This is a genomic window from Delftia sp. 11MD, assembly GCF_050907895.1.
Taxonomy (GTDB): domain Bacteria; phylum Pseudomonadota; class Gammaproteobacteria; order Burkholderiales; family Burkholderiaceae_C; genus Comamonas; species Comamonas tsuruhatensis.
In genome coordinates this window covers 4,513,085-4,538,692 of the sequence record NZ_CP194333.1, presented here as the reverse complement: position 1 = coordinate 4,538,692, position 25,608 = coordinate 4,513,085, and the positions used below count along the sequence as shown (strand labels likewise).

22 protein-coding genes and 1 pseudogene are annotated in these 25,608 nt (G+C 65.4%); 15 read left to right on the top strand and 8 right to left on the bottom strand.

The window, feature by feature from the left end; translation table 11 throughout:
- The first annotated feature begins 19 nt into the window (after positions 1–19).
- The 9 genes from ACRSCF_RS20840 to ACRSCF_RS20800 all read left to right on the top strand — a co-directional run bounded on the left by ACRSCF_RS20840 (position 20) and on the right by ACRSCF_RS20800 (position 12,646).
- Positions 20–1,834, top strand: coding sequence for an ABC transporter ATP-binding protein (locus ACRSCF_RS20840; protein ID WP_034368119.1), 1,815 nt, complete (start codon positions 20–22; stop codon positions 1,832–1,834).
- The gene (locus tag ACRSCF_RS20835; protein WP_034368117.1) at positions 1,828–3,663 is read left to right on the top strand and encodes an ABC transporter ATP-binding protein; all 1,836 of its coding nucleotides are present in this window, start codon (positions 1,828–1,830) and stop codon (positions 3,661–3,663) included. Before ACRSCF_RS20840 ends, ACRSCF_RS20835 begins: the two co-directional genes overlap by 7 nt.
- Positions 3,660–4,664, top strand: coding sequence for an ABC transporter permease (locus ACRSCF_RS20830; protein ID WP_279613694.1), 1,005 nt, complete (start codon positions 3,660–3,662; stop codon positions 4,662–4,664). Before ACRSCF_RS20835 ends, ACRSCF_RS20830 begins: the two co-directional genes overlap by 4 nt.
- A complete protein-coding gene (locus ACRSCF_RS20825; protein ID WP_034368114.1) occupies positions 4,664–5,626 on the top strand; it encodes an iron chelate uptake ABC transporter family permease subunit in 963 nt (320 codons plus the stop codon). The genes ACRSCF_RS20830 and ACRSCF_RS20825 overlap by 1 nt, the downstream gene beginning before the upstream one ends.
- A 65-nt stretch (positions 5,627–5,691) precedes the next feature.
- Positions 5,692–6,732: a siderophore ABC transporter substrate-binding protein gene (locus ACRSCF_RS20820; RefSeq protein ID WP_034368131.1), complete on the top strand. Its 1,041-nt coding sequence runs from the start codon at positions 5,692–5,694 to the stop codon at positions 6,730–6,732.
- Between the two features lie 86 nt (positions 6,733–6,818).
- Positions 6,819–9,341, top strand: a complete 2,523-nt coding sequence (locus tag ACRSCF_RS20815) for a TonB-dependent receptor (protein WP_244386515.1) — start codon at positions 6,819–6,821, stop codon at positions 9,339–9,341.
- A 140-nt stretch (positions 9,342–9,481) separates the two neighbouring features.
- On the top strand, positions 9,482–9,802 hold the full coding sequence (locus ACRSCF_RS20810; protein WP_016449629.1) for an ArsR/SmtB family transcription factor: 321 nt from the start codon (positions 9,482–9,484) through the stop codon (positions 9,800–9,802).
- A gap of 42 nt (positions 9,803–9,844) precedes the next feature.
- On the top strand, positions 9,845–11,377 hold the full coding sequence (locus ACRSCF_RS20805; RefSeq protein WP_034368108.1) for a sigma-54 interaction domain-containing protein: 1,533 nt from the start codon (positions 9,845–9,847) through the stop codon (positions 11,375–11,377).
- A 96-nt stretch (positions 11,378–11,473) separates the two neighbouring features.
- Positions 11,474–12,646, top strand: coding sequence for a DUF4272 domain-containing protein (locus tag ACRSCF_RS20800; RefSeq protein WP_244386513.1), 1,173 nt, complete (start codon positions 11,474–11,476; stop codon positions 12,644–12,646).
- A 39-nt stretch (positions 12,647–12,685) separates the two neighbouring features.
- Here ACRSCF_RS20800 and ACRSCF_RS20795 read toward each other — a convergent pair whose 3' ends face one another.
- The 4 genes from ACRSCF_RS20795 to ACRSCF_RS20780 all read right to left on the bottom strand — a co-directional run bounded on the left by ACRSCF_RS20795 (position 12,686) and on the right by ACRSCF_RS20780 (position 15,576).
- On the bottom strand, positions 12,686–13,162 hold the full coding sequence (locus ACRSCF_RS20795; protein WP_324622675.1) for a hypothetical protein: 477 nt from the start codon (positions 13,160–13,162) through the stop codon (positions 12,686–12,688).
- A 235-nt stretch (positions 13,163–13,397) separates the two neighbouring features.
- Positions 13,398–14,141 (bottom strand): hypothetical protein, encoded by a 744-nt coding sequence (locus ACRSCF_RS20790; protein WP_034368105.1) that lies wholly within the window; start codon positions 14,139–14,141, stop codon positions 13,398–13,400.
- Positions 14,141–14,854: a hypothetical protein gene (locus ACRSCF_RS20785; RefSeq protein ID WP_016454042.1), complete on the bottom strand. Its 714-nt coding sequence runs from the start codon at positions 14,852–14,854 to the stop codon at positions 14,141–14,143. The genes ACRSCF_RS20790 and ACRSCF_RS20785 overlap by 1 nt, the downstream gene beginning before the upstream one ends.
- Before the next feature lie 23 nt (positions 14,855–14,877).
- Positions 14,878–15,576 carry a hypothetical protein gene (locus ACRSCF_RS20780; protein WP_016454043.1) on the bottom strand — a complete coding sequence of 233 codons (699 nt, stop codon included), beginning with the start codon at positions 15,574–15,576 and terminating at the stop codon, positions 14,878–14,880.
- Positions 15,577–15,769: 193 nt separating this feature from the next.
- Here ACRSCF_RS20780 and ACRSCF_RS20775 point away from each other — a divergent pair, with 193 nt between their 5' ends.
- From ACRSCF_RS20775 to ACRSCF_RS20760, 4 genes are all read left to right on the top strand, one after another.
- Positions 15,770–16,420 (top strand): S24 family peptidase, encoded by a 651-nt coding sequence (locus ACRSCF_RS20775; RefSeq protein ID WP_244386509.1) that lies wholly within the window; start codon positions 15,770–15,772, stop codon positions 16,418–16,420.
- A 72-nt stretch (positions 16,421–16,492) separates the two neighbouring features.
- Complete coding sequence (locus tag ACRSCF_RS20770) at positions 16,493–17,653, top strand: IS30 family transposase (RefSeq protein WP_016448150.1); 1,161 nt, start codon at positions 16,493–16,495, stop codon at positions 17,651–17,653.
- 21 nt (positions 17,654–17,674) lie between these two features.
- Complete coding sequence (locus tag ACRSCF_RS20765; protein ID WP_244386507.1) at positions 17,675–18,082, top strand: hypothetical protein; 408 nt, start codon at positions 17,675–17,677, stop codon at positions 18,080–18,082.
- Positions 18,083–18,121: 39 nt separating this feature from the next.
- Positions 18,122–18,862 carry an abortive infection system antitoxin AbiGi family protein gene (locus tag ACRSCF_RS20760; RefSeq protein WP_082254237.1) on the top strand — a complete coding sequence of 247 codons (741 nt, stop codon included), beginning with the start codon at positions 18,122–18,124 and terminating at the stop codon, positions 18,860–18,862.
- Between the two features lie 63 nt (positions 18,863–18,925).
- Here ACRSCF_RS20760 and ACRSCF_RS20755 read toward each other — a convergent pair.
- A pseudogene (locus ACRSCF_RS20755) lies at positions 18,926–19,819 on the bottom strand (integrase core domain-containing protein).
- A 190-nt stretch (positions 19,820–20,009) separates the two neighbouring features.
- Here ACRSCF_RS20755 and ACRSCF_RS20750 point away from each other — a divergent pair.
- Both ACRSCF_RS20750 and ACRSCF_RS20745 read left to right on the top strand, forming a co-directional pair.
- The gene (locus ACRSCF_RS20750) at positions 20,010–21,968 is read left to right on the top strand and encodes an AAA family ATPase (RefSeq protein ID WP_244386504.1); all 1,959 of its coding nucleotides are present in this window, start codon (positions 20,010–20,012) and stop codon (positions 21,966–21,968) included.
- Between the two features lie 160 nt (positions 21,969–22,128).
- The gene (locus ACRSCF_RS20745) at positions 22,129–22,407 is read left to right on the top strand and encodes a hypothetical protein (protein WP_034367470.1); all 279 of its coding nucleotides are present in this window, start codon (positions 22,129–22,131) and stop codon (positions 22,405–22,407) included.
- Positions 22,408–22,439: 32 nt separating this feature from the next.
- Here the strand turns inward: ACRSCF_RS20745 and ACRSCF_RS20740 are convergent, their stop codons facing one another.
- The 3 genes from ACRSCF_RS20740 to ACRSCF_RS20730 form a co-directional block, all read right to left on the bottom strand.
- On the bottom strand, positions 22,440–23,543 hold the full coding sequence (locus ACRSCF_RS20740) for a porin (protein WP_034367472.1): 1,104 nt from the start codon (positions 23,541–23,543) through the stop codon (positions 22,440–22,442).
- Between the two features lie 119 nt (positions 23,544–23,662).
- Positions 23,663–24,508 carry a substrate-binding domain-containing protein gene (locus ACRSCF_RS20735; RefSeq protein WP_034367475.1) on the bottom strand — a complete coding sequence of 282 codons (846 nt, stop codon included), beginning with the start codon at positions 24,506–24,508 and terminating at the stop codon, positions 23,663–23,665.
- Between the two features lie 54 nt (positions 24,509–24,562).
- Positions 24,563–25,537, bottom strand: a complete 975-nt coding sequence (locus ACRSCF_RS20730) for a Bug family tripartite tricarboxylate transporter substrate binding protein (protein ID WP_034367477.1) — start codon at positions 25,535–25,537, stop codon at positions 24,563–24,565.
- Positions 25,538–25,608: the final 71 nt, after the last annotated feature.

Sequence of the window (25,608 nt, the reverse complement as noted above, 5' to 3'; positions counted from 1 at the left end):
ATGCCTTCCAGGAGAACCCATGCACTCACCCGAGGCCGATGACGCCCAGGCCGGCCCCGGCCCCATTGCGCAGACGCTGCAGCCCATCCGCGCGCAGCTTGTTCTTGCCGCGCTGCTGTCGTTTGCGGGCGCCGTGCTGGCGCTGGCGCCGCTGGCCGGCATCGCCCATATCGCGCGGCTGGCGCTGGCCGATGGCGGCATGGTGGCGGCAGATGCCTGGCGCGTCATCGCGCTGTGCCTTGTCTGCCTGTTCGCGGGCATGGCCCTGGTGTCGGCGGGCGAGCTGGTTGCCCATCTGGCCGACAACCGCCTCACCCACGGGCTGCGCCTGTCGGCCATGCAGCGGCTGGCGCGTGTGCCGCTGGGCTGGTTCACCGAGCGGGCCTCGGGCCAGGTCAAGCAGGCCATGCAGGACGACGTGGCCACCCTGCACGAGCTGACCGCGCACTTCTACACCACGGTGGGGCGCGGCGCGGGCACGGTGGCCGCTTCTGCGGTCTACCTGGTGGCCATGGACTGGCGCATGGCCCTGGTCTCGGCGCTGCCGTTCGGCATCTTCTTTCTGGTGATGCGCCATGCCATGCAGGCCAGCAGTGCCCACATGCCGGCCTTTGGCGCGGGACTGGCGCGCATCAACAACGCGGTGGTGGAGTTCGTGCACGGCATTCCCGTGGTCAAGGCCTTTGGCGCCAGCGGCCGAGCCCATGGCAGCTACCGCGAGGCCGTCGATGGCTTTACCGATGCCTTCCTCGGCTTTGCGCGTCCGCTGGTGTCGGCGCGCGCCAATGCCAATGCGCTGATCGCGCCCGTGGCCGTGCTGGGGGTGGTGCTGGCCTTTGGCACGCTGTTCACGGCCCTGGGCTGGATGGTGCCCGTGGACGTGCTGCCCTTTGCCCTGGTGGCGCCGGGCATCAGCGCGCCGCTGCAGCTGCTCAGCTTCAACCTGCATGCGCTCAATCACGCCACGGGCGCTGCCCAGCGCGTGCAGGCGCTGCTGCGCACGCCCGTGCTGGAGCAACCGGCCGCCGATCAATGCAGGCTGCCCCAAGGCTGCGAAGTCCGCTTCGAAGGCGTGGGCCATGCCTACGAGGCGGGGCATGACGTGCTCAAGGGCATGGATTTCACGCTCAAGCCCGGCACGGTGACCGCCGTGGTCGGTGCCTCGGGCGCGGGCAAGTCCACGCTCGCCCGGCTGCTGCTGCGTTTCTTCGACCCGAACGAAGGGCGCATCACGCTGGGCGGGGTGGACCTGCGGCAGATCGAGACCCGGCAGCTGTACCGCCACCTGGCCTTTGTGCTGCAGGACGTGCGCCTGGTGCATGCCAGCGTGCGCGAGAACATCGCACTGGGCCGGCCCTCGGCCAGCGCGCAGGAGGTGGAAGAGGCGGCGCGCGCCGCCCACATCCATGAACGCATCCTGGCGCTGCCGCGCGGCTATGACTCGGTGATCGGCGAAGACGCCCAGTTGTCCGGGGGCGAACAGCAGCGCCTGAGCATTGCGCGCGCCGTACTGCTGGACGCGCCCGTGCTGGTACTGGACGAACCCACGGCCGCTGCCGATGCCGAGAGCGAGGCTGCCATCCAGGAAGCCCTGTCGCGCCTGGCCGCCGGACGCACCCTGCTGGTCATCGCCCACCGGCTGGACACCGTCATGCATGCGGACCAGATCCTGGTGGTGGAAGGCGGAGCCATCCGCGAGCGCGGCAGCCATGCCGAGCTGCTGGCGCTGTGCGGACGCTACGCACGGCTGTGGGCGCTGGGCGGGTACGAGTCACAGCCCTCCCAATCCCTGCCTTCCACCCCCGCCCTGGCCCCGGAGCTGCCCCCATGCTGAAGACCCTGATGCAACTGCTGGGCGACGACGCCCGGCTTTTCCGCCGCTATGCCTGCATGGCCGTGCTGCATGGCCTGCTCAGCGGCCTGGTTGTCACCGCTCTTGTGCCCGTGCTGTCGCGCCTGCTGGCAGGCGATACGCGCGGCGCGGCGGCCTGGCTGGCCGTGCTGCTGGCGGGCGTGGTGTTGTGCTGGGCCTGGCAGCGCCAGGTGGAAAAAGCCGGCCTGGGCCTGGGCGCCGCCGTGCTGCGCGTGGCGCGCCACCGGCTTGGCGACCATGTGGCCCGCCTGCCCGTGGGATGGTTCACGCCCGAGAACACGGCCCGGCTCAACCACGTCGTTTCGCAGGGAATGATGGAAGTGGCCCAGCTGCCGGCCCATGTGTTCACGCCCGTGTTCAGCGGCGCCGTGGCGCCCGTTACCGTGGTGGCCGCGCTGTGTGCCATGGACTGGCGCATGGGCCTGATTGCGCTGCTGGCGCTGCCGCTGCTGGCAGGCGTGCTGCTGGTCACCGCGCACCTGGGTCGCCGTGCCGACGAGCGCCTGCAGCGCAGCATGGCCGGCGCCAGCCAGCGCATGGTGGAGTTTGCGCAGGCGCAGTCCGTGCTGCGCGCCTTCAATGGCGAAGGCGGCGGCACGCGCTGGCTGGAGCAGGCACTGGGCCGGCAGCGCGCATCGGGCGCGCAGTCCATTCGCCTGGCGGCGCTGTCGGGCGTGCTCAACGGCTGGGCCGTGCAGGCCGTGTTTGCGGCCCTGCTGGTGGCCGGCGCGCTGTGGCTGGACGAGCGCCTGGGCGGCGTTGCAGCACAGGGCATGGGAATGGAAGCCGCCATCCCCGTGATCGTGGCCCTGCTGCTGGCCTGCCGCCATGTCGATCCGCTGCTGGAGGTGGCCGGCTACGCCGACTCGCTGCGCGCCGCGCGCGTGCAGCTCGATGCCGTGCGCGACATCCTCGCGGTCCAGCCGCTGCCCGAGCCTGCCGTGCCCCAGGCGCCGCGCGATGCCTCGGTGGAGCTGCGCGATGTGGTGTTCCGCTACGCGCCGGGCCAGCCCGAGGTGCTGCGCGGCCTGAGCCTGCGCGTGGAGCCGGGCTCGATGACGGCGCTGGTGGGCGCCTCGGGCTCTGGCAAATCGTCCGTGCTGCGGCTGGTCGCACGCTTTTTCGATGTGCAGCAGGGCAGCGTTCTGGTGGGCGGCATCGACGTGCGCCAGATCGCGGGCGAGCGGCTGGCCGGGCAGATCAGCCAGATCTTCCAGGACAGCTACCTTTTCCAGGGCTCCATTGCCGACAACATCCGCATGGGCCGCCCGCAGGCCAGCGATGCCGAGGTGATGGAAGCCGCCCGCCAGGCCGGCGTGGCCGAGATCATCGAGCGCCTGCCGCAGGGCCTGGACACGCCGGTGGGCGAGGGCGGGGCGCGCCTGTCGGGCGGCGAGCGCCAGCGCATCGCCATTGCCCGCGCGCTCATCAAGGATGCGCCCATTTTGCTGATCGACGAGGCCACGGCCGCGCTGGATGCCGAGAACCAGGCCGCCATCGCCCAGGCGCTGGCGCGGCTGCGCGGCCGGCGCACGCTGATCGTGATTGCCCACCAGTTGTCCACAGTGGCCATGGCCGACCAGATCATCGTGCTGGACCAGGGCCGCGTCAGCGAGCAGGGCACGCCGCAGCAGCTGGCACAGGCGCAAGGCCTGTATGCGCGCTTTCTGGCGCGGCGGCGCGCCGCCAAGGGCTGGCGCATTGCGGGCACGGGCACGGTAGCGGGCACGGGCACGGGCACGGGCACGGGCACGGGCACGGGCACGGGCATGGGCGAGGACCTCCGTTGAGCGAGCCTGCGAAGCCAACGACAGGGACGCAGGTCCCGCGCCTGGCGCCGTGGCTGCTGCCGTTTGCCGCGCTGTGCTGCGCCTCCGTGCTCACCGGCGCGCGGCAGGTGGAATGGGGGCAGCTGCTGTCGCTGTCGGGCGATGCCTGGCTCACCCTCACGGCCAGCCGCCTGCCGCGCCTGGCAGCGCTGGTGCTCACGGGGGTGGGGCTGTCGGTGTGCGGCGTCGTGCTGCAGCAGATCGTGCAGAACCGCTTTGTGGAGCCTGCTACCTGCGGCGGTCTGGACGCGGCCAAGCTGGGCATTCTGGTGTCGCTGACGGTGGCGCCCGCCTCGGCCTTCACCTCGGGCGCGTGGGGCGTGGCCTGGCGCATGGTGTTCGCGCTGGTGTTCTGCCTGGGCGCCAGCCTGCTGTACGTGGCCATCATCCGCCGCATGCGCCTGCGCAACCTGGTGCTGGTGCCTGTGGTCGGCCTGATGTACGGCAGCGTGCTCAGCGCCATCGCCGAGTTCCATGCCTTCCGCCACAACCTGCTGCAAAGCATGCAGGGCTGGCTGCTGGGCGACTTCTCGCGCGTCGTGCAGGGCCACTACGAGATCATCTACCTCATCGTGCCCATCGTGGTGCTGACCTATGCGTTTGCGCACCGCTTCACCGTGCTGGGCATGGGCGAGGGCATGGCCACCAGCCTGGGGCTGAGCTATCCGGCGCTGGCCACGCTGGGCCTGGTGCTGGTGGCGGTCACCGTCTCGGCCACGGTCATCACCGTGGGCGCCATTCCCTTCGTGGGCCTGGTCATTCCCAACCTGGTGGCCATGCGATGCGGCGAGAACCTGGGCCGCACCCTGCCCATCGTCGCGCTCAGCGGCGCCTCGCTGCTGCTGGCCTGCGACATCGTGGGCCGGCTGATCATGCACCCCTTCGAGGTGCCGATCGGCCTGACGGCGGGCAGCGTGGGCGGCTTGCTTTTTCTCGTGCTCATCCTGCGCAGAAGGCCGTGATGCGCAAGGCCTTGCCTCAGACAACCGCATGGATTGCGGCTGCCGTGGTTGCCGTCGCGCTGGCGGCCTGCTTCGTGCTGCTGGGCTCGGGGCTGGACTTCGGCTACGTCATTGCACGGCGGCTGACGCGGCTGTCGGCCATCGTCATCGGCGGCATCTGCATTGCGCTGTCGTCCATCGTCTTCCAGACGCTTGCGGGCAACCGCATCCTCACCCCCGCCATCATGGGTTATGAGGCGGTCTACCTGCTGCTGCAGGCGCTGCTGGTGCTGGCCATGGGCGTGCAAAGCCTGGTGGTGCTGGGCCCCAGCGGCAACTTCTGGCTGTCGGTGGCCTGCATGCTGGGCTACTCCTGGGCCCTGCACCGCTGGCTGCTGGGCGGGGGCCGCGACAACGTGTACTTCCTGCTGCTGCTGGGGCTGGTGCTGGGCATGGTGATAGGCACCTTCACGCAGTTCGTGCAGCTGCGCATCAGCCCGGGCGAATTCTCGGTGCTGCAGGGCTACAGCTACACCTCGTTCAACCGCGCCCGGCCCGCGCAGCTGCTGTGGTCGGCGCTGATCGTGGCCGTGGCCTGCGTGATCGTGCGGCGCAGCCTGCCCGTGCTGGACGTGCTGGCCCTGGGGCGCGAGCAGGCCATCTCGCTGGGCGTGCACTACCAGCGCCAGCTGCGCCTGCAGCTGGCGCTGATTGCCGCGCTGGTGGCGGTGTCCACCAGCCTGCTGGGGCCCACGGCCTTCATGGGCATCTTCGTGGCCCACATCAGCTATGCGCTGGCGGGCACGGCGCGCCACCGGGTCACGCTGCCGCTGGGCTGTGCCGTGGCCGTGTCCATCTTCATCGCGGCGCAACTGGCGGTGGAGCATGTCTTCAACTACCGCACCTCGGTGGGCATCCTCGTCAACCTGGTATGCGGCAGCTACTTCCTTGCACTCATGGTGCGCGGGCGCGGCCGGGCCTGAGCCGAGCACCGGCGCCACCAAAAAACAGTCAAGCAATGCATGCCATTTTTCAGGAGAGAAAGCCCATGACCCATCTTTTCCGCATTCCCCACCGCGCGCCCATGCTTGCGCTGGCGGCAGCGCTTTGCCTGTCGGCCTGCGACCGGCCCGCCACACCCACGACCCAGGCCGCAGCGCCGCAGGCGGCGGGCACCGGCGAGTTCAAGCCCGTCACCGTGCAGCACCAGCTGGGCACGACGGTGGTGGAGCGCCCGCCGCAGCGCGTGGCCGCGCTGGACATGAACGAGGCCGACTTCCTCGACCAGCTCGGCGTGCCCATTGCCGGCATGCCCAAGGACTTCGTGCCCCACTTCCTGGCCCGGTACAAGGACGATGCCAACGTGCAGGACCTGGGCTCCATCGTCCAGCCCAACCTGGAGCGCGTGCATGCGCTCAAGCCCGACCTGGTGCTGATCTCGCCCATCCAGGCCAGCGCCTACCAGGAGCTTTCGGGCTTTGCGCCCACCGTGCATTTCGACGTGGACTTCAGGAGCAGCGGCACCCGGCACCTGGACACCGTGCGCGATCACCTGCTCACCCTGGGCCGCATCTTCGGCAAGCAGGACCTGGCGCGCGCCAAGGCCGCCGAGATGGACGACAAGGTGGCCCAGGCCCGGCGCGCCACCGAAGGGCGCAAGGAGACGGCCCTCATCGTCATGCACAACAACGGCGCCTTCACCTCGTTCGGGCCGCAGTCGCGCTACGGCTTTGTCTTCAACGCGCTGGGCGTCAGGCCCGCCAGCACGGCGGCCGAGGCCGACCTGCACGGCCAGCCCATCTCCAGCGAATTCATCCAGCAGGCCAACCCGGACATCCTCTACGTGATCGACCGCACGGCCATCATGCAGCGCCGCCCGGGCATGGATGCTGACGGCATGGACAACCCGCTGCTGCGCCAGACCAGCGCCTGGAAGAACAACCGCGTGGTCTTCGTCGATTCCGAGGCCTGGTACGTCACGGCGGCCAGCGTGACCTCGGTGAAGCTCATGGTCGATGACGTGCTCAAGGGCTATGGCGATGCGCCTGCAGCAGGCGCAGGTCCGGTGGCCGCTGCGGTTGCAAATTGATCGCATTCTCGATTGAGGGTTTGGCTTTCTCGTTCGGAAGACAAGGTGAAACACCCAACGCCTACCCGAATCGAAAGGAGTCCCGCATGGCACTACGCCATCCATCCCGCCCCGCGCACAACGGCGCATCGCGCGCCCTGCCGCACCCGGCCTTTGCCTGCAGGCACACGGCCATCGCCGTGCACATGCTCTGCATGGCGGGCCTGGCACTGGGGGGCCTGGCCGTGGCCATGCCGTCCGCGCTGGCGCAGGCGGCTGCCCAGGGGGCCGCATCTGGAGCCGCCTCCGGGGCGGCACCCGGCGAGGCCCGCCGCGCCTTCAGCATCCCGGCCGGCCCGCTGGGCCAGGCGCTCAACGCCTTTGCCGCATCGGCCGGCGTGGAGCTGACGGTGGATTCCAGCCTGCTGCAAGGCCGCAGCAGCGCAGGCCTGTCGGGCAGCTACAGCGTGGCCGAAGGCTTTGCCGAGCTGCTGCGCGGCCAGGGCCTGCGCGCCCTGCGCGAAGCCAACGGCAGCTACACCCTGGGCCGCGACCGCAACGCCGCAGCGCCCGTGGACGGCGGCGTGCTCATGCCTGCCGTCACCGTGCGCGCACAGGCTCAGCAGGCGCCGGAAGCCTATGCCGGCGGCCAGGTCTCCACGGGCGGCCGCATGGGCCTGCTGGGCGACAAGGACTTTATGGAGACGCCCTTCAACACCATCAGCTACACCGAGAAATTCATCGCCGACCGCCAGGCCCGCGACATCACCGACGTGATCTCGGCCGCCGACCCCACCGTGTTCAGCACGGGCATGACCGGCATCATCAGCGAGAACTACTCCATTCGCGGCTTCAGCTCCAGCATCGGCGATGTCACGTTTGGCGGGCTGTTCGGCGTGGCGCCGTTCTACCGCGCATCGCCAGAAATGTTCGAGCGCGTGGACGTGCTCAAGGGCCCCTCGGCCCTGCTCAACGGCATGCCGCCCGGCGGCTCGGTGGGCGGCACGGTCAACCTCGTGCCCAAGCGCGCGGGCGACGAGCCGCTGACGCGGCTGACCACCTCCTTCATGTCGGATGCGCAGCTGGGCGCCCACATCGACCTGGGCCGGCGGTTCGGCGAGCGCAAGCAGTTCGGCATCCGCTTCAACGGTGTGCTGCGCGACGGCGACGGCGCCGTGAACCACCAGGAAAAAGAGACCCGGCTGGCCTCGCTGGGCCTGGACTGGCGCGGCGACCGTGCCCGCCTGTCGGCCGACCTGTACAGCAGCGAGGACCGCACCGACGGCCTGAACCGCGGCATCAACCTGGCCGCAGGCCTGCCCGTGCCCAGGCCGCCCAAGGCCGACACCCTGCTCAACCCCAGCTGGGCCTTCTACGACACCAAGGACAAGGGCGCCATGGTGCGCGGCGAACTCGACCTGGGCGACCGCGTCACGGCCTATGCCGCCGTGGGCACCAGCAAGACCCGGTACCGTTCCACGGGGGCCTACCTGATCCAGGTCTTCAACACGGCCGGCGACTACCGCACCAACCTGGCCGACCTGGGCTTCGAGATGGACAAGAAGTCGGCCGAGGCCGGCCTCAAGGGCAAGTTCAACACGGCTGGCGTGGGCCACCAGTGGGCGCTCAACGCCACCTACTACACGCATACCGACAAGCAGTTCGGCCGCCGCAACGTGCTGGCCCAGGACTGGATCACCAACATCTACCACCCCATCTGGGGCCCGGCCACCAGCTTCAACGCGCCCCCGATCTCGCGCACCGAACTGCGGCTGACCAGCATCGGCGTGGCCGACACCCTGTCTTTTGCGCAGGACCGCGTGCAGCTCACCCTGGGCCTGCGCCGCCAGCAGGTGCTCAGCGACACCTTCAACGTGGCCACGGGCGCGCGCACCGCGCGCTATGACGAAGGCGCCACCACGCCCGCCGCCGCGCTGCTGGTGAAGGCCAGCGAGCGTGTCTCGGTCTACGCCAACTACATCGAAGGCCTGAGCCAGGGCGCCACCGCACCCATGACGGCGGCCAACGCGGGCGAAGTGTTTGCTCCCTACAAATCCAGGCAAAAGGAGCTGGGCCTGAAGCTGGACCTGGGCGACTTCGCCCACACCTTCAGCCTCTACGAGATCCAGCGGCCCAACGGCTACACCGATCCCGTCTCCAACGTCTTCTCCTTCGGCGGCGAGCAGCGCAACCGGGGCGTGGAATGGGGCTTCTTCGGCAACGTGGCCACGGGCGTGCGCCTGATGGGCGGCATTGCCTACGTACAGCCCAAGCTCACCCGCACGGCAGGCGGCGTGAACCAGGGCAAGCTGGCGGCGGGCGTGCCCAGGCTGCAGGGCAAGCTGGGCGTGGAGTGGGACCTGCCCGCCGTGCAGGGCCTGACGCTGACGGCCAACGCCACCAAGGCTTCCAGGCAGTACATCAATGCCGACAACTCGCTGTCCGTGCCGGGCCGCACCGTGTTCGACATCGGCGCGCGCTACGTGACCACGGCGGCCGGCCATCCGCTCACGCTGCGCGGCAGCATCACCAACGTGGCCAACAAGGCCTACTGGGCCACGCCGCTGTGGACCAGCCTCGGGCTGGGCGCACCGCGCACCTTCATGCTGTCGGCCACGGTTGATTTCTGAGCGATGACAGGGCGGCTTGCCGTCCATCAAGCCGCACCGAGCCTGCGCTGCCGCCCTGCGGGCTATAAACTAGCCCGGTCGGGCGGCAAAGCATGCCAGCCCCCTTGCCCTCCCGCCGTATACCAGGATGACAGACGCCTATGGACAGCCGCAATGACAGCATGGACCTGAGCGACGACAGCGTTTTCGAGAGCGCTGCGGAGTTGTTCCGTGCCATGGCGGCGCCCGTGCGCCTGAAGATCATCAGCGTGTTGTGCAATGGCGAGAAGAACGTGACCGAGCTGCTCGCCAGCATCGCCACCACGCAGCCCAACATGTCCCAGCACCTGAACACGCTGTACCAGGCCGGCGTGCTGGGCCGGCGCCGCGAAGGCGTCAGCATCTACTACTTCATCGCCAACGAGCAGGCTGCGCAGATGTGCTGCGCCATCTGCACCCAGGTCGCCATCGAGCAGGGCTGAGTGCCGCAGCCTGGCAGGGGCGACTCGGCTAGGATGCCATCCATGCCGCCCACACCCACCCTGGTCCAGCCCCTGCCGCTCGATGCCGACGGCATCCTCGCGCTGGCAGCGCGCTCCATGTTCCAGCTGTTCTCCACCATGAGCCAGGGCATGTTCCTGGCCGACAGGGCGGGGCGCATCGTCTGGGTCAACGAGGGCTACCAGCGCTTCCTGCCCGACCTGGGCGTGGCCTCGGTGGATGAGTTCCTGGGCCACATGGTCGAGGACGTCATTCCCAACACCCGCATGCGCCGCGTGCTGGAAACCGGCGAGCCCGTGCTCATCGACCTGCTCACCAACCGCGCCGGCACCTTCGTGGTCAGCCGCATCCCGCTCAAGGACGATGCGGGCGCGGTCATCGGCGCCATCGGCATCGTGCTCTTCGACCAGCCGGAGACCACGCTGCAGCCCCTGATCAGCAAGTTCGCCGTTCTGCAGCGCGACCTGGACGAGGCCCGGCGCGAGCTGGCCGCCCAGCGCAACCGCAGCCTGCGCGTGGCCGTGCAGGGCGAGCGCCGCGCCAAGTACAGCTTTGCCAGCTTTGTCGGCAGCAGCCCGGCCGCCGTGGAGGTCAAGCGCCAGGCGCGCCGCGCGGCCCAGTCGCTCAGCCCCGTGCTGCTGCTGGGCGAGACCGGCACCGGCAAGGAACTGCTGGCCCATGCCATCCACGCCGCATCGGCCCGCAGCGGCGGCCCCTTCGTCACCGTCAACATCGCCGCCGTGCCGGACGCCTTGCTGGAGGCCGAATTCTTCGGCGTTGCCCCCGGCGCCTTCACCGGCGCCGACCGCAAGCCGCGCGACGGCAAATTCCGGCTGGCCGACGGCGGCACGCTGTTCCTCGACGAAATCGGCGACATGCCCCTGAACCTGCAGGCCAAGCTGCTGCGCGCGCTGCAGGAAGGCGAGATCGAACCGCTGGGCTCCAACCAGCTCGTGCGCTTTGACGTGCGCGTGGTGGCAGCCACCTCGCGCGACCTGCCGCAGATGGTGCGCGATGGCCGCTTCAGGGAAGACCTCTTCTACCGCCTGCACGTGCTGCCCATCCGCGTGCCGCCGCTGCGCGAACGCAGGCGCGACATCCCGGCCCTGGTCGAAGTCCTCTCCGAAGAACTGGCCCTGCGCAACGACATGCCCCCGCCCGAACTGCTGCCCGACGCCCTGGCCCTGCTGGCCGGCCAGACCTGGCGCGGCAACATCCGCGAGCTGCGCAACGTGCTGGAGCAGGCCGCCATGCGCAGCGAAGACACCGCCATCAACGCAGAGCAACTGCGCGAAGTGCTGCGCTCATCCGGCGTGGAACCCGCCGCCCCCGCGCCCGGCCCAGAGACTGCACCCGCCCCGTCCTCTGCCCACAACAGCCCCGCCGACACCGACCTGCTGCGCCCCCTGGCCCAGCAGGTGGCCGAGCTGGAGCGCAAGGCCATCACCGCCACCCTGGCCGCCAACAGCGGCAACAAGCTGGCCACGGCGCGCCAGCTGGGCATCTCGCGGGCCACGCTGTATGACCGCATGGCGGTGCTGGAGCTGGGGGGCTGAGTCACCCGCCATCTGCAGGCTGTACCGTGGCCAAGAGGCAGGGCGATTCCTGCTGTTCCCCATCCCGGAGCCCATCCCGGAACCCAGTCCGTGAACATGAAAAACCTCCTTACCCGCCTCAAGACCGCATTCAGCAAGCCTGCACCCGAGCCCGCTCGCCCACGGGAACACCAGCAACACCAGCGCCAGCAGCAGGAACCCCAGGCGGATGCTGCAAAGGACGAAGTACTCATCAACGCCTACTGCACCGTCTGGGACCTTCCTGCGATTGACTTTCCGCACACGCTGGCCGGGCGCCGCGATCTGTCGGACCCCGAACTGGCACCGCATCTTTCCGGCTTTGTCGGCTATGTGCTGGGGCGCGGCGATGGGCAGATGACGCGCAACCGCTACCACGCCATGCGCCATATCCAGCGCGTGCAGCAGCACCTGAGCCTGGGCGTTGCGCCGGAGCAGCTCGATGCCTTTGCCGGCTGGGCGCAGCGCGCCAACGCCATCGCATTTCTGGCGGATGGCAGCATCCGCGACCCGCAGGGCCGCATCCTGCTGGCCGCCAACGGCGCCGAGCCCGATGAACAGGCCGCGCTGCCCTATCCGCAGCAGGCCTGGCAGCGCAAGCAGCGCAGCGAGCAGACGCTGGCTCAGCGCGGCTTCATGCCAGCGGCCAGCCTGCCGCCGCTGATCTCCGAGCCCGAACTGCGCATGCGCGCGCCCGACGAGATCGCCGCACGCGCCTTCGCCCTGCTGGCCGTGGCCGTGCGCGCCAAATCGCTGAACGAAGCAATGAACAGTGGCGAACCGCTCACACCCGAGCAGCTGTTCCAGCGCCTGCCAGCCGCCCAGGCCGCGCTCACCCCCAACGAGCGCGACTTCATGGCCGCTGCCCAGCCCTCCGAAGAGGCCATCGCCAAGTTCGGCTGGCGCTACGAAGCCGCGTACTTGCTGGAATGGGCGCTGGGCCTGGTCGATACGCTGCCGTTCCCCGATGCCATCTGCGACGTGCCGCTCACCTCGCGCGTCCTGCTGCAGGCCAGCGACTTGCAAGGCGCCCTGCATGCCGCGCGCATGCGGCCCGACAGCGAAATCCTCGACGCCCTGGACCAGCACTACCGCCTGCACTGGATCGTGCGCCAGGCCCAGGTGCAGGTGCAGCAGCAGCCCGCGCCCGCGGGGCTGAACGCCGACGTGCTCATGGAGCGCCACCACGCCCTGAACTGGCTGGTGCGCTTCGAGGGCAATGACTGGGATGACGTGGATACGCCGACCTGAGGCGTGCTGCGCAGGGCGCCTGGCTGCCGCGGCCACAGCTCAACTCCCGCCCAACTGCTCCAGCGTGATGCAGGCCAGCCACCTGCATCCATCCAATGGCCAGGCGGCGTCATCCGATATGCAGCGCCCTGTGGCGTCCATCTGGATACGGGTGACGTGGCGCGAAGCCCCGGGCTTTGAACGGCGGGCAGGCATGGCCAGCAAGGCTTCGGGCAGCGGCTGCGCTGGTGGGCTGGGTTGCAGTCCCTTGGGATTTTTGGCTGGGCGCAGGCGCTGCGGTGATCGCTCCATCCCAATCACCCACATCCAGAAGACTGCCGGGTCGCGAAATCGATGACCTGGCATTTCCAGCAGCAGCATGGCGCTGCCGCCCCGCTGCATGGCTTGGGCACAGCGCAGCGGAGCGAGGGCGGGGAAATTCTCAAGCTGCGCTCTCCAGCCGGGCAGCAACAACGCCAGAACCTGCGCCAGCTCCTGCGGGCCGGGCTGTGGCGTCAACTGCAGCGGCAATTGCACCTGCAGCCATGCCCGTTGTCGCAGCACGGCAGCGCACCGCCGTGCACACCACCAGGCGCCCAGCGGATCGGGCAGGCACTGGGCATCGGGAACTGCGGGCAGCGTGGCCCAGCGCGTCCTGCGCGAGGGTGTGCAGACCGCATACCGCCATTGCGTATCGAAGCGCAGGCCAGACATGAAGGTGCGAACGGCAGACTTGGTGGGGCTATGCATTGCGACGGCAGGCGTGCCACCGTCAGGCCGGTGCGGTCCTGGCTCCAAGCGTGACAGTTCCAAGCCAACGGCATGGGTGCCATGGCCCCTCGGCATTTTGCAGATGGCAGGACCCGTCGGCTTGCACCTGGATCCGGGTGGGGTATCCGCTGGACCAGGGGATGGTCCAGTCGAAGGGCAGGACCAGCAGGGCCTGGGGCGGTGCCATGGCTTGTATGTCCAGTGGCTGCCACGTGTCGGGTGCAACGCAATCTTCGGTGCACGGCAAAGGCAGTTGCGGCTCGTACCCCACCACCCAGGCCCAGAAAATGCCGGGCTTGGGGCCGTCACATTCCGGCGACTCCAGCATCAGCAATGCACTTCCTGCCTGCTCCACCGCATGGGCGCAGAGCAAGTGTGTCTCGGCGCATTGCGCATGTGCCTGCACGTTGCAATCGGGCATCAGCACATCGAGGATCTGCGCCATCTCCTGCACGACGGCAACAGCGGGCAGGTGAGTGGGAAGCTGCAGGAACAGCCAGCTTCGCTGCTCCAGCACCACGGTGCACCGGCGAACGCACCACCAGACGCCATAGGGGTCGGCCGGGGCAACGGGGTCGGATGCCATCGGCAGCTGTGTCCAACTGGTGTGGCCCGATTCCGTGCGTCTCCTGTATTGCCAGTGCTCATCAAAGCGCAGGCCGCAGATGAGGCGGTGATCGAGACGGATGTCTTCCTGCGGAACCTCCCGCTCACATGGCTCTGGTGCGTCGTCGGGCTTTTGCATTATTCGGATCCGGAAAGGCCGCCGTTGCCGGCGCTGTGGTTGTCCGACTGCGCCACGGTAATGGCCCCGATGCACCGGTACCGGCCCCGGCGCGCATCGATGCCATCCACACCGCACAGCCCTTCGCCATCCACCGTCATCCTCAAGGCGTGGTTCCTTGTCAGGGGAGATTTCGAGCCGAAGGGCCAGATCAGCAGGGCGCGAGGACGCCCGGGCACGTCAAAGGCCGAAGTGCGCTTGGCGCGCTTGAACTTCTCATGCATTTCCACGCCGACCACCCAGGCCCAGAAAACGGGTGGCGCGCCAACACTCAAATCTTCGGCCTGCAACTGCAGCAAAGAGCAGCCATTGGCAAGCAGCGCATCGGTGCTGCGCAGCAGCGGCGCCTGTGCCGTGCTCTCGTCGAGCACCTTGACGTTCCAGTCCGCAAGCATTGCGCCCAGGGCCAATGCCACATCGCCACATTCCGGCTGCACAGGCAGGCCCGGGGGCAGATGCACGGAATGCCAGGGCATGCGATTGAGCACCGCAACGCACTGGCGCACGCACCACCACGCGCGCTGTGGATCTGCTGCAGCCACGCCGCCTGCGCGGGTTGCCGGCAGTCGCGCCCAATAGCGACGGCCAGACGGCATGCGCGCCGCGTACGTCCACAGCCCGTCAAAGCGCAGCCCAGGGGTGAAGCGGTGGGTGACGTGCGCGGTCTCAGCCATGTGGAGCCTTGTCGTGGTGGACTTCAACACAGTGCGGGCCCCGTCAATGGCCCTGCATTGCCGCGTTGCGCGGGTGACCACGTGATTGCGGCAAGGCAGCGGCACTCGCGCCACTGCCCGTCAATGCCATCCACATCGCAGCGCCCGTCGCTGTTCATCTGCACCCGCGCCGCATAGCCGCAGGCCCAGGGCATGCTCCAGCCAAAGGGAATGGTCAGCAGCGCGGCAGGGCGGGGCGCGCGGCTTGCGGGCCATGGCTTCACCGGCGCGGGCCGCATCTTCTGATGCATCTCCACGCCAATCACCCAGGCCCAGAACGTGCTCTGCGGCCGCTGGTGCAGCGCCTCTGACTGCAGTTGCAGCACAGCTCCGCCCCCGGCCATCACTGCCTGGGTGCAGGACTGCATGGACATGTGCCCGGCCCCTGCGCTGAGCTGCACCTGCCAACGCGGCATCAGCGCGTGCAGAGCCAGCGCCACATCTTCCGGCCCCGGCCGCAAGGGCATGTCTGAAGGCAGATCCACCGACTGCCACATCTCCCGCCGCAGCACGGCAGCGCAGCGCCGCACACACCACCAGGCGCCATGCGGATCAGCCCTGCCCGCATCAGGCTGCCCCAGCGGCAGCCGCGACCAACAGGCCCGGCCCGATGGCGCGCGGGCGGCGTACTTCCAGCGCGCAGCGAAGCGCAGGCCAGGGGTGAAGTGGTGGGTGATGTGCATGGATGTAGGCGTCTGCGTCTAGTTGAAGCTTGTGCGGCCAAGTTGATCCAGAGTTTGGACAGCTTCACCGAAAGCGGTATGAGAAGTTTTAAGTTGAGCCATAGGCTGGCTCTTCAAAACTGGCGAATTCAAGTGAATTTGCACTAACTCTACCGTACCGAAATCGGTATAGCAAGATCAAAGAATGCTGCCCATGCGCAGCTTCGTGAACGCAACATTGGCCGAAAACGTTGCCCTGATGATCAAGGGCAAGGCGATCGGGCGTCTGCGTAGTGACATGAAGAATGCTGGATTCGACATCGGGCAGGGCACTTTGCAGCGCATCGTTGCCGGGGAAACCGGCGTGCGAATGGAGTCACTGCAAAAGTTTGCTGACTACTTCAGTGTGGACGTCGATACCTTGTTGCGAGGCCGTGTCGCGGAAGGTGAGGACTTCATCCAACTCGTCCGCCTGGATGTTGAAGCCGCGCCCGAACGCTCTCGAAAAACCAATCTTGTCGAGGAACTCGGGGCTCTCCAGTTCCGACGCGATTTTCTACGTGCTATCGGCGTCAGCCCGGTGAACGCGGGCATCGTCCATGTCACCGGAACCAGCATGGAGCCCACGATTCGGGACGGGGCTGTGCTCTTGCTCAATCGTGCGGATCGAACGCCGCGCCGTGGCAGCGTCTATGCATTCGCGTGGGAAGGGCAGATGCTTGTGCGGCGCTTTCAGCGGGTGGGCGATGTTTGGCATGCCGTGGCTGACAACGCTGATAAAAGCGAGCACCCGGATATCGTCATTGCTGGGAAGGCAGAGGGTCTGGTGCAAGGGCGAGCCATATGGGTCGGGGCCAAGCTCTGAGTCTGTTGTTGCTTGTGAATTCAACCGGTCGATGCAACACAATGACTGCACCTGGCGCAAGGAGTGCTGGCCATGAAGCAACGACCTCGGATCTACTACACCGAAGCACAGAAGGCGATGATGTGGGATCGCTGGAGCAAGGGCGATACCCTGCACCAGATCGGCAAGCTGTTCGATCGGCCACATACCTCCATTCAGAACATCCTGGCCGCAACCGGCGGAATCCGCCCGCCAGCGCGCCATCGATCACGATTGGCACTGACTCTCGCTGAGCGCGAGGAGATCTCGCGGGCATTGGCTGCGGGCGAATCCATCCACTGCGTTGCCGCGCGCTTGGGGCGAGCTGCATCCACTGTCAGCCGTGAGCTTCACCGCAACGGTGGCAAGAGTTGCTACAGGGCTGCGCGCGCCGATGAAGCAGCCTGGGAGCGTGCGCACCGCCCCAAGCCTTGCAAGCTGGCGAGCAATCCAGCCCTGGCGCAGATCGTGGCTGGCAAACTGCAGCATCGATGGTCGCCTGAGCAGATCGCCGGTTGGCTCAAACGGACCTACCCAGAGCAAAGGAGCATGCAGGTGTCCCACGAAGCCATCTATCGCACGCTCTTTGTCCAGACGCGGGGCGCTTTGAAGAAGGAGCTTCTGGAGCATTTGCGGCGCACCAGAGGCATGCGTCGTTCACGGCACTACACGCAAAAGACCAGTATCCATGGCCGAATCGTCGGTGCCGTCCCCATCAGCGAACGTCCGGCCTGTATAGAAGATCGGGCCGTGCCAGGGCATTGGGAAGGAGACTTGCTGTTCGGCGATGCTCATAGCCAGATCGCGACCTTGGTGGAGCGACACACGCGCTATGTGATGCTGGTCAAGCTGGTGGACAAAGACTCGTACACCGTGGCTGCGGCCCTAGCCAGACATGCCAGGAGCCTGCCGCATGAGCTCTACCGCTCCTTGACCTGGGATCGCGGCTCGGAAATGGCGGGGCACAAGCGCTTCACGTTGGCGACCGACATCCAGGTCTACTTCTGCGACCCGCACCATCCATGGCAACGGGGCACCAACGAGAACACGAACGGGTTACTCAGGCAGTACCTTCCCAAAGGCCTGGATCTGTCGGGCTACTCACAGGAGAGCTTGGATGCGATTGCAAGGCAGTTGAACCAGCGTCCCAGGAAGACGCTGGGGTTCAGAACACCTGCTGAAATGTTTGATGAGTGTGTTGCGTTGACCGGTTGAATCCACCTCCTGGACTGGTCAGTGAGCCCATTGGTCGCCCTCTACTTCGCGCTAGAGTCTGACGCCGATTCAGACCGAGTGCTGTACGCGGTCAAGTACTCCCGCTACATCCATGAGGTCGACCATCGGAATACTAGCCCCTTCGAAATTAAACAATCCGGTCGTTTCACAGCGCCGCTGGCATTTGACCGTATACGCGCGCAACGGGGAATTTTCACTATCCACCCTGACCCGACCAAGATATTTCATCCCAAAGGAATTAGAAGCTTCCTTATCCCGAGATCAAATGTGGATGACTTCCGCCGCCGCTTGTTCAAGTACGGCATTGATCACTGGCACATCTACCCTGATGCCCAAGGCCTGGGGCAGCAACTCGCATGGCAGTTCAAGAATAAGGTTGGACTGGGCTCACTCTTCTTGCAAGAATGATGAGTGATTTTCTGTCATGTTAGTTTAGTTAGAGGTATTATGAAGCCAAAATCCAACACTCTTTTCCATTTTACAAAAAGCAGTGAAAAATTGAAACTCATTTTGAAGAATGGTTTCTGGCCACGATATTGTTTAGAAGATATTAAATGGCTTGGGTATGAAGAGTTTGACTATATCGCCTACCCAATGGTCTGCTTCTGCGACATTCCTTTATCAAGAATATCCGAGCATATTGATTTCTATGGGGGATTTGGAGTTGGCGTAACAAGGCAGTGGGCTCATGCAAATGGGTTGAATCCAGTTCTATATACTGCTGGCAATAATCATATTGTGGATTCTTTTCGAGAGCTCAACGATCAATCAAACGAGTTTAGAGAGAAGGAGAAAACCGAATTAGCGAAGACAACTTTGCGATATCTGCTTGCACATTCAAAACCAACAAGCGGTACAATGGTCGTTGATGGTAAGCCTGTTAATAAAGACTTTTATCAAGAGTCAGAATGGAGATACGTTCCTAAGCATAAGAGCATCGAGGCTTACTTCACTAGATCTAGCTTCGACGATAGAGATGTTAATGAAAAAGCAAATTCTTTAACGAAGGAAAATTGCATTATTAAAGCAAGCCCGCAAGACATAAGGTATATTTTTGTTAGATCCGATTCCGATATTCCAAGTATAATAAATTTCTTGCAAACTGAGCTCGATCATTTTCCAAATGCTGATCTAAAGATCCTCATGTCACGCGTCGTATCGCTTGAGAGCCTAACAGTTGATATCTAGCCTTTAGAAAATCGAGCAAGGCAAGTGCCTTCATGATGTTGGCCCTGTATTCCCGACCTCGCCCTATTTGCAATAGGGCACCTGGTCTGCCGCCTGTTGTCGCCTGAACTCCCGAGGCGACCGCATTTTCAGCGAAGAATGCGGATGCACCTCGTTGAAGTGCTCGAAGGCCGCTGGCAGTTGCGCCAGTACCGTCTGCGCGTCACTTCGGTCCAGGCGCGCCACATAGTCGCGCTTGACGGTGTTGACGAAGCTCTCGGCCATGCCGTTGCTCTGTGGGCTGCAGACGGGCGTGTTGATGGGCTTCAGGCCCAGCGCGCGTGCCAGTGCCCTCGTTTCGGCGGCGATGTAGGTACCGCCGTTGTCACTAAGGAACTCCAACTCCTGGCCCTGCGGGACCGCTTCGACCGAGCCGAAGCGGCGCTCGACGACCTCGATGAGCATCTCGTGCACCGGCTCACCTGGCAGCCCTTTGCCCTCCCACGCGCGCCAAGCCATCACCTCACGGTCGCAGCAGTCCTTGGCGAATGTTGCCGTCACGGTCTGGCCCGAATCGCACTATGTTTCCAGACCATCGAAGGTCGCTGCGTGAGACCGCAAAACGGCCCTCATGCTTTTTTCTGCGGCGTACTTCACGGCTGCCTTGAGGATTTCGTTCTCCAAGGTTTTCTTGCCAAGCACGCGCTGCAGCTTGGCGATTTCCGCGCGGGCAGCCGCCAGCCCGTATTCCGGCACGACTGCCTCGCCAACGGAGACGGCAGTCAAAGCACTGTGGCGTTCGAGCTTGCGCCATTGGAGCAGCAGTCCAGCCGAGACGCCTTCCTGGCGAGCGACGAGCGATACGTTCATGGCTAATTCGTAGGTTCGACGCACCAGCGCCGCCTTCTCTGCGAGAGACCAGTGCCTGCGGCGCTGGTCCTTCACGACTACCTCTATTGACTCCGTATGCCTAGTCATATGCACAGTCTTGTTCCTATCTTCAAAGATAAGCGATAGGACGGGGCCGGGGAATCAGGGGGCTATCTCATCCGCGATCTCTAGGCTACTCTCGAGAGTAGTGACTTAGGATCGTATGTCGGTTGGTCGCGGCCGATCCACTCGCCAATGGTTGAAGAAGCCGTTCGACGGCAGGGAAAGGGAAACATCAATGCTCACTTTGGTCAAAGCGCAGGTGTGGAAATACAAGTCGATCGAGGATTCCACACCGGTTGAAATCGCTGATGCAGTGACGGTTCTTGTCGGCAAGAATGAATCCGGCAAGACCGCATTCCTCGAAGCTCTGCATAAGGCGCTGCCACTCGACGACACTGCGTATGACTATGTCGCCGACTATCCGCGTAAGGACCTAGTGCGCTATCGTCCGCAACACGAGGCAAAGAACTACCAAAAGGTCGCACAGTTGACATTCCGAATCGAGAAGTCGCTCGCCGACACGATCAACAAGGAAGTCTTTGGCGGTGCAGAGATCGTTAGTGCTGGCACCACGTTCACGCGTGACACAACGTTCGGCAATACACGCACCATCGGATTTTCCATTGATCAGAATGCGGCGCTCGCAGCCTTGCAGAAGCCGCTAGGTGACCTAGAGCACAAGGACGAAGTCTTCGCCGGCGCCGAGACGTTGACTGACGTACTGAACAAGATCGAAGCGCTTGACCTGCCGGCTGACAGCAAGCTGGCCACTTTTGCGGGGCAGTGGCGCGCGCGCGCGATAAAGGCGAACGGATGGGACTTGGTGGGTGGTCACATCTGGAAGACCTATCTGTCACCCGCTCAACCGAAGTTCCTCTACTTCGATGACTACAAGTTGCTCGAAGGAAAAATCAATTTGCCCTCTTTGCAGCAGCGCCAAAGCGCCGAGCAGCTAACTGACGCCGACGAAACTGCACAGGGTCTTCTCCAACTCGCTGGGACGACGCTGCAGGAGTTGATGAGCGATGAGGGCTACGAGACCGCGAAGGCCAAGCTTGAGGCAATCGGGCTGAACATCACGCAGAAGATCTTCGAGTTCTGGAAGCAGAACCAGGACTTGGACGTCGAATTTGATCTGAAGAGCGACGTCAAGGACGCCTCGCCCTACAACAATGGCGTCAACCTTTACATTCGCATCAAGAACCGTCGGCATGGCGTGACGGTGCCATTCGACCAGCGTAGCAAGGGTTTCATCTGGTTCTTCAGCTTTCTCGTCTGGTTCGACGCGGTTCAATCACGTGCAGCGACTAAGGACGCGCTGGTGCTGCTTCTGGACGAACCGGGGCTTAACCTGCACGCGCTGGCGCAGGCGGACTTCCTAGCTTACATTCGCGAGCTTTCAGAACAGCACCAGATCATCTACACCACACACTCGCCGTTCATGGTGGACAGCACCCGCCTGGACGATGTTCGTGTTGTGGAGGACAGAGTCAAAGAGGGCACCAAAGTCTCTGGTGACCTAGCCGGCTCATCGGATGAAAGCGTGTTCCCGTTGCAAGCTGCACTTGGCTACTCCATCGCTCAGAACCTGTTCATCGCCAAGAAGAACATCCTGATCGAAGGCCCGGCTGACTTGATCCTCTTACAGCACATGGATGCGCTGCTGGAAGCCAGCGGTAAGCAAGGGCTTGGTGACGCGATCCTCGTGCCAGTCGGTGGTCTCGACAAGCTGGCAACCTTCGTGGCGCTGCTCGGCTCGAACAAGCTGAAGCTGGTAGTGCTGCACGACCGCGCCGCCACGCCACACCAGAAATTGGAAGACTTGATTCGGCAGAAGCTGATTGAGCGTAAGCGCGTGCTTGACTTTTCGATGTTCGTCGAACCCCAGCCGAGTGAAGCTGATATTGAGGATCTGCTGCCGACGGACCTGTACGTCACCGCCTTCAACACGGCCTATGCAAAGGAACTCAAGGGGACTGTGCTGACAGCCGCCGAGCTTGGCGCTCATCCGCGCGTGGTGGAACGCATCAATCAGTGGCTTCAAACAAAAGGTATTGCGTTGTTGAAAGACGGTGGCTTCAACCACTATCGCGTCGCGCAGGCTGCTCTGCCGGCGCTTACCTCCGAAGCCTTGCAGCCAGACGATCTAGCGCGCTTCGAGCGGTTGTTTGACCGTGTGACAAACGTGCTATGAAACCACTTTGGAGACGCGTCGACTTCCGCGACCGGTCGCTGGCCGCGAACGTCCCGTTGGGGTGCGAGCAGGCGTACGACGCCCACCTGTCGATCGACCGCAATCAGCCTGAAGCCATCGCTCGAAAGTCTTCGCGCCACAACTACAAGAAGGGCAGTTGATGAAAAACCTACTGCGAAGGGCAGCGATCACGGCGTTGCTGGCAACTCTGGGTTGCAGCCAGCCGCCAAATGGCCGGTGGGAAGCGACGCAAAGCGTCGATGTTCTGCTGAAAAAGGGCCACCCGCAGACGGTGGCATTTGTCCTCAACGCAGGGGACGTTTGCGCACTCGGCCAGCAGTGGAGCTTTGAAAAGGAGCTGCGTTACAAGGAAGTGATCTGCCCCCAAGGCAAGGGCTGGATCACTTCCGACACGCCGTTCAAAAAGCTGAGCGGCTGAGTTGGCAATGGGGCGAGTGCTCGCAGCTCCCCTCAGAAGCTATGCATCAACCCCGCAGTCACCCCCGTAGCCACATCCTTGTTCTGCCCGCCCTGAAACCCTCCACTCCAGTGCGTGCGGTCCAGTTCCGCATACAGCTTGCTGCGGCGTGACAGCTTGTATTCCGCAAACAGCAGGGCGCGGGTGTAGCCGTCTGCGGCGCGGCCGCTGCGTTCGCGTTCCACGCGGTACAGGGCGGCGGTCAGGTCCAGCGTGCTGCGGGCGGACCAGGTGGCGCCCAGCGAGTGCACGCGCTGCACGGTGCGGCTGGTGGTGGCGTTGGTCTGGCCGTCGCTGCGCGCGGTGTTCAGCGCAAGGCGCAGCTTGTCCCATTTGTAGGAGGCGCCCAGGGTGGCGGCTTTCAGCTCCCACTGGTCTGCGGTCTTGAAGCGCTGGTAGGCGCCGGAGACGGTCCATGTCTTCGTGCCATAGGCCAGGCCCGCGCCGGCCGATGAGCGGGCGGAGCCGCCTTGCGCCGTCTCGCCAAAGCTGTACATGGCGCGGGCGGTGAGGCCGCCGAAGCGGCCGGTGTACTTGACCGAGTTGTCCAGCCGGTACGAGCCGGTGGTGGCGCCCGCGCTGCCGTATTCCACGCCCAGGCCGTGGCTGCTGAGCGCAGCGGTGGCGATGTTGGGGTTGAAGGCGGCGAAGCGCATGCCCACGGGGTCCACGGGGCTGATGGCATCTGCCAGCAGGTTGGTCTGGCGGCCCGCCGTGACCTGGCCCCAGCCGCCGCCCAGGCCCACGATGGCTGCGCGGTCGAAGAATTTGCTGGAGTTGGCGGTGGTGCCGGTGTCCAGGTTCAGGCCGGTTTCCAGGTTGAACAGGGCGTACATGCCGTCGCCCAGGTCTTCGCGGCCCCGAAACCCGAAGCGGCTGGTGGTGTTGACGCCGCTGGACAGCGCGGCGCCCGAGGTGTTGCTGGCCGCGTTGGCAGCGGTGAGGCCGCTGGTGTAGCGCACGCCGGTATCGGCAATGCCGTAGAGCGTGATGCTGGATTGCGCAAGGGCCGACAGCGGTGCGGCGGCGAGGGTGATCAGCACCAGGGTTTTGGTGTTCATGGGTGTGGCGAGGGTGATAGGGCTGGGCAGCGGCATGCCGCAGCAGTGCCGTTGCAGCGCCGCTGAATGGAGGTCGAACCGGGGAGGGGTGAAGGCCCCCTCTGTGTCGAGGGGCTGGAGTGCCTTGAGGGCCTTGAGGGCTCAGGGGCCTGCCGTCAGGGCTTGGCCGCCGGCTCCATGCCGGTGCTGCGCACGATGGGCGCGGCGGCGGGGGCTGCCAGGAAGCGGATCAAATGTCGCGCCGTGCCAGGGCTCTTGGCGCCGGTGGCCACGCCTGCGGAGAAGAACACACGCTGCTGCACTTCATCGGGCAGGGGGCCGACGAATTCCAGCTCCTTGAACGGCAGCAGTTCGCTGACCTGCTGGAAGCCGATGTCCGCATCGCCACGCAGCACCACGGCGCCCACGCGCTCGCTGAGGATGCGGGTGGCCTTGCCCTTCATCTGCTCGGCCACGCCCAGGCGCGGGAACAGTTCGTTGGCCAGATAGGTGCCGCTGGCGCTGGCCGAGTAGGCAATGGTCTTGGCATCCAGCAGGGTCTGCCTGAGTGCGTCCACGGTGCTGATGTCGGGCTTGGGCGTGCCCTTGCGCACGCTCATGCCGATCATGGAGCGCGCCAGGTCCACGCGGCTGCCCGCTTCCACCTTGCCTTGCGCTGCCAGGTTGTCCAGGGCCGAGTCGGCGAGGATGACCACGTCGAACTGCTCGCCCCGCGCCAGCCGGCTGGGAATGGAGTCCTGCGCATTGCCCATGGAGGCGCCGCGCGAGGTGACGACCTTGTGGCCCGTGGCCTGCTCGTACAGGGGTATCAGCTGGTCGTAGGCGGCAGAGAAGCCGCCCGAGGTGACCACGCGGATTTCATCTGCGGCGGCGGTAGAGGGCGCGGCAGCGCCCAGGGCCAGGCCCAGGCTGAGGGCGCCGCCCAGCAGCGCGCCCAGGGTGCGGCGGCGCAGGGTGGATGGCACGGAGGACTGCAGGGGGGTGGAACGGATGGCGGTCATGGTTTGTCTCCTGGTTTTTTATGGTTGGGGAACGGCTAACGGCTGCCGAGGGAATCAATCGGCGGTGATTTTTCGCTCGCGGATGATGCGGCCCCACTTGGCGTGCTCGGCGCCAATGAACTGGCCCAGTTCCTCGCGGGTGCCCGGGGCGGCGGTCTGGCCGTGCTTGAGCAGGTTGTCGCGCACTTCGGGGGTGTTCAGCACCTTGACCAGTTCGGTGTTCCAGCGGTCCAGCAAGGGCTTGGGCGTCTTGGCGGATGCCACGAAGGCGTACCAGTTGGTGGCGTTGAAGCCGGGGAAGCTTTCGGCCACGGTGGGCACGTTGGGCAGGTAGGCCGGGCGCGTGAGGCCCGTGGTGGCCAGCGGGATGAGCTTGCCCGATTCGATGTGGGGCAGGGCCGTGGGCGGGGCTGCGTAGAAGGAGGTCACGCGGTTGCCCAGCACGTCCTGCAGGGCGGGCGCACCGCCTTTGTAGGGCACGTGCAGGGTGTCGATCTTGGCGACATCGTTGAGCAGTTCACCGGCCAGGTGCGATGCGGAGCCGGGGCCGGTGGAGGCGAAGTCCAGCTTGCCGGGTTCGCGCTTGGCCTTGGCCACGTATTCGCCCAGGGTCTTGATGCCCGTGGCGGCCGGCACGACGAGCACGTTGGGAAAGTTCACGCCCATGGTGATGGGGGCCAGGTCCTTGAGCGGGTCGTAGCCGATCTTCATGAAGTGCGGCGCAATGGCCAGCGGGCCGATGGAGCCGAAGAGCAGCACCGAGCCGTCGGACGGGCCATTGGCCACCTGCGTGTGGGCCAGGTTGCCGCCCGCGCCGGGCTTGTTTTCCACGACCACGCTCTGGCCGATGTTCTCGCCCAGCTTCTTGGCGATGATGCGCGCGGCGATGTCGGCCGAGCCGCCTGCAGCAAAGCCGACCACCATGACCACGGGTTTCTTGGGGGGGAAGTCCTGGGCCTGGGCGGTGCCCACGGCCAGGGAAAGAAGGGCGGCCAGGGCGCCGCCCGCGATCAGTCTGCGTTGGTGCATGTCGTCTCCGTTTGTTGGTCTTGCCTGCCCGCAGGGGGCAGCGTTATCAAGGGCGCCATCCTATGCAGGGG